This is a genomic window from Streptococcus parasanguinis (genome assembly GCF_001578955.1).
Lineage (GTDB): Bacteria > Bacillota > Bacilli > Lactobacillales > Streptococcaceae > Streptococcus > Streptococcus parasanguinis_U.
This window is the reverse complement of record NZ_KQ969690.1, coordinates 100446-104773: the sequence shown is the minus strand read 5'-3', so window position 1 is coordinate 104773 and position 4328 is coordinate 100446. Positions and strand designations below refer to the sequence as shown.

The window sequence follows — 4328 nt, the reverse complement described above, 5'->3', positions numbered from 1 at the left end:
ACTTATCTGAGAGGTACTTGTAAAAAATCATCCCCAAGAGATAAGACTTATAGTCATTGGCATCCATCTTAGAGCGGAGCACATCGGCTGAGTTCCACAGAGCTTGGTAGAGCGACTGGGAGGTTTGTGTTGTTTCCATAGTAATTCTTTCTGATTTCCTTTAGACCTTTTCTTGTTCCAGTGGGACGACAGCGAGGGTCTTACCTAGACTGGCTAAGACTTTCAAGACCGTGTCCAATTGAGGACTGGTCTTGCCTGTCTCCATCCGAGCGATGACCGGTTGACTGACTCCACTGAGTTCTTCTAGTTTCTTTTGGCTAATGCCCTTTTCATGCCGAGCCTCGATCAGCTCTGTCATAATCGCGACCCGCAGATCACTTTCCAGGATTTCTTCCTTGGTGAAGAGCTCTGCTCTCACATCTTTCCAATTACTGCCGATGGCACTATTCTTCATCACTTAGCCCTCTTTCCTTCAATTCTTGCAACTCCCGCTTGGCTTTTACGATCTCTCGTCTGGGCGTCTTTTGCGTCTTTTTGACAAAATGATGCAGTAAGACAAAGCTCCCATCCAGCCAAGCCACGAATAAAATCCGATCCCGCAAGGGTCTCAACTCCCAAATTTCCGCATCCAGATGCTTGATGTAGGGTTGGCCAGCACGTGTTCCATGCTGACTCAAAAGCTCGATGTAGTCGTTGAGCTTGTTTAGTTTGATCCGGCTGTCCTTGCTATCGCGACGAGCTAGCTCCCTCATGTAGTCCAAGACCGGTTGATTCCCCTGTTTATCCTTATAAAAATAAATAGCGTGCACAAAGCAACCCCTTTTCGAATTTATTATAACTCTAAAGTTATTAAAAGTAAATACTTTTAAGTTATTAAATACTAAGGAGCACCCTTTGAAAAGATCAAAGGGGCTCACTTATACTATTCGAAAAATGATGAGCTTATGGTTGCTGGTAAGGATTATTTTTGAAGGTTAGATAAACATATCTTGTAAGAGTTTCTTTTTGAGAATTTCTAGCTGAGAAATTTTATCTTGGTGAGCAGCGATGAGATTGTCGAGATTAGAGAAATAGGCACCGATGGCTTGTTGTTCTTCGAGAGTTGGAAGTTGAATGATTGCTTCTTTTATATCATTCGAACTAATCGATTCAAATGTTGAACCTGTACTAAATCTGTTCCAAAATCCAGTCATTTTCATTTTTTCTAAAGTATAAAAAATAAAATCATTACCTTTTATTGCTGCAACTCCACGCCCAATAACTACATTGAAATCCGTTTTACCAATATCACCAACAGGAGCTCTCACAGTTAGAATTATATCGCCAATTTCTGCCATTTTAGTAACTTCCGTCGTCCATAATCTAGGAACGACCTGCTTATCTTTAATATCTGCATTTCCTTGAACAAGAATATAATCATTCGGATTATCTGTATAGTTTTCTGACTTGGGAGATTGTCCCATTGTAATATTAGTAACTTCAGAGAGTATTTTATTTTCCCACTCACCTTCAAATCCATCCAAACGAATCTCAGGAACGGTCTGGCCAACTTTGGGAAACATCTTAGAAAGCATGCTTGCCTTGAGAGATTGGTAGTTAGCAAGATTGTCCTTGTAGCTAGCCAAAAGGTCGTCGAGAGTGCGGAAAAGGGAGCCGATGGATGATTGTTCGTCAAAATCTTCTGGAATTGTAATAGAAATTCTTGATAAATCTTTCGAATTGATTGCTGGATAACTAGTTCCTGAACACCTTTCTATTACCTTATTTACAAAACCTTCTTCTTGTAATCTGGCAAGAAGAAAAGCACTATCAACTTTTGGACGTAATTGAGCATATCCAGTAGAAAAAACATAATCATTTTCGTTTAAATCAAATAAATAGTTATTCTTCTGGTATGGTCGAACTGTTTGATAAAAAACATCTCCCTTTTGTGCAACACGTTGAGCACGTGATGGTGCACTTTCTCTAAATTCCTCTCTATAGGAGATTAACTCCGTCCCAACAACTGATTCTAAATCTACATATTTAAACGTCCTAGGTAAAAATGATTTTGGATTAATTTCTACAATATTACCTAGTTTAACTAATTTCCAATTTTTACAGAACCCATTATATCTATACCTACCTTTTTTCAATTTCACTAAACTCCCTCTAGTAAACTAAAAGCACCACAAATTAATATTGGTGCTTATCTTTTATTAATGTAAATCTCTATATTATGAGCGAGAAGTACATTATTTTTTATTTTCATTTTTGGTCATATATTTTTTAAAATCCAATATGTTTAATTCGTTCCGAAGAGACTTGGATTCAGAATATGTATCCTCAATTGTACTATTAGACTTTCTATTTACCATAGATATCCTAGAATTTTTTTCAGATATATCATTTGTTTTTATATTAAAAGAACTAATTCTTATCATCATGAATACCTCTCTTCCTCAATTGATAATCTATATTTTTTTGTAAGTCAAAATATTCTTTTCGATTTATCCATATAGGGCCATCACCCCTGGTTATAACCAAAACATCAACTGGGCCACCGACAGTTTCTAAAGAGTCAGTTATATGGCGTTTAAATGATGTTAAATTAACAAGTGTTTCTGCCATATTTGCCAACTCTGAAACCGACAGCATACTAACAATATTTAAAATTGGATCTATAAAATTTTCTCTTTGAAAATTTGCTACACTTTTTATGATATCATCCTTTTTATTATCCGTCAATTCAGTTGCTGAAATCCTATCAACAATTTCACTTTCAATAGATGGGTCCATGCCTTTTAATATCGTTAAAACCATATCAGACTGAGCAAAAGGTATTATTGAAGCACTGCAACCATTTACAGTAATATTGACTTTTTCTTGTGATATGTATTTCAATTTCCCATTAAAAGAATAATCAACTTCATAAGAATATAATGATGGAAATAGATCGTCACTTCCATACCCAGCAAATACTATTCCAGAAGAATTATCAAACGAATTTTTATAAATTACCAGCTCGTATAAAAGTGTAACTAAATCATTTAGAATTTCACTTATATCGAGTTTGAAAAATTTTTTTAAATCCTTATCTATAAAATCAAAAAACTCTGATATAAAATCTTCTTCTGATAACTCAAAATCTATTTCTTTTCTATTAACATTATTTTTCCTAACAAGTAAAATTACATTTTTTAATATTTCTATTATTTTTTCATCTTCAATTTCATGATTGTCGCTCTTAGCTTGCTCCTCATTAATAAAACCAGAAGCTAAATTAGTAATATAATTTAACGTTCTATAAAAAGTATTTATAATTATATTTTTAGAAATATCGTAATCATTAAATTGTTCCTTTTTTAGAAATTCAAAAAAACTTCTAGCACATTCTTCTAAATCTTTAAAGTTAATTATTTGTGTTTCACTCCTAAACTCTTTAAAAATGATTTCCCAGGGAATTCCCATATACTCTGAATTCCCATAAATCATAAATGAAATATTTTTATTTCCTCCACAAGAAAATAATTTATTTGCTGCATTATATGCTTTAGCATTTCCTAAATTATTCGAGATGGTTACAGCACTATCTGCAGCTAAAACAATTCCACTCTTATTTAAAATAGCAATTTCAGCAGTCATGATTCTCTCCTTAAAAATTATGATTAAATAAATATCAAAATAATAATCTTCTCCTACCTCCCCACTCTCAGTGGTTCAATCACCTCTTCGATCAGTTGGGTATAGGCTTCTTTGATTTGTTTTTTGTAGCTGAGTGGGTTGAGGGCATCTGCTACTTCTGCTTTGTAGTCTTTATAGCGTTGGCTCTTGGTCAGCTGGCTTTCGCCGGCTTGTTTTTTGGCGCCTTTGCGGTAGTGTTGGATATAGTAGCGGAGTTCGTCAGCTCCGATATACCAGCGTTTGGCAAAGCTTACGATATGGCTATCGATGACGGATTCTATCATCTGGTCCAAGACTCCGGTGATGGATTGTCCTCGGTAGCGTTCGGGCTCTTCTTGAACTTGGGTCCAAAGGTTTTGGATGATCTCAGCGAGGCTTGGATTGGTCCGATTCAGGCTTTCGATATAGCTATCCACGGTTGCGATATCCTTGTCACTGAGGGCTTGCTCGTCATTTTCCTCCTGCTGGATCATACTTTGGATCAGCATCAAGATATAGGCATAGTTGATCTCATCGACTTGGACAGACTCCAGCTCATAATGGATGTCCAGCTCATCCTCGCTGTCCACTTCTGGATCCCTGCTCTTGATCTCCGCTAGGATATTTTGATAGAGGCCCAGATAGGCTTCGAGCTGGCTGTCGCTGAGGCCAGTTTCGCGGTAGAT

At 36.2% G+C, this 4328-nt stretch carries 6 protein-coding genes; all 6 read right to left on the bottom strand.

The window, feature by feature from the left end; translation table 11 throughout:
* On the bottom strand, positions 1 to 139 hold a 139-nt coding region (locus SPADD19_RS12560; RefSeq protein ID WP_423170610.1), incomplete at its 3' end, for a type I restriction-modification system subunit M N-terminal domain-containing protein.
* Positions 140 to 160: 21 nt separating this feature from the next.
* On the bottom strand, positions 161 to 454 hold the full coding sequence (locus tag SPADD19_RS04335; protein ID WP_021144391.1) for a helix-turn-helix domain-containing protein: 294 nt from the start codon (positions 452 to 454) through the stop codon (positions 161 to 163).
* A complete protein-coding gene (locus SPADD19_RS04330; protein ID WP_061455324.1) occupies positions 444 to 809 on the bottom strand; it encodes a type II toxin-antitoxin system RelE/ParE family toxin in 366 nt (121 codons plus the stop codon). Before SPADD19_RS04330 ends, SPADD19_RS04335 begins: the two co-directional genes overlap by 11 nt.
* A gap of 165 nt (positions 810 to 974) precedes the next feature.
* On the bottom strand, positions 975 to 2141 hold the full coding sequence (locus tag SPADD19_RS04325; RefSeq protein WP_241496468.1) for a restriction endonuclease subunit S: 1167 nt from the start codon (positions 2139 to 2141) through the stop codon (positions 975 to 977).
* 268 nt (positions 2142 to 2409) lie between these two features.
* Positions 2410 to 3624: a hypothetical protein gene (locus tag SPADD19_RS04315; RefSeq protein ID WP_061455322.1), complete on the bottom strand. Its 1215-nt coding sequence runs from the start codon at positions 3622 to 3624 to the stop codon at positions 2410 to 2412.
* A 53-nt stretch (positions 3625 to 3677) separates the two neighbouring features.
* The coding region (locus tag SPADD19_RS04310) for a type I restriction endonuclease subunit R, EcoR124 family (protein WP_423170608.1) at positions 3678 to 4328 on the bottom strand (651 nt) is incomplete at its 5' end.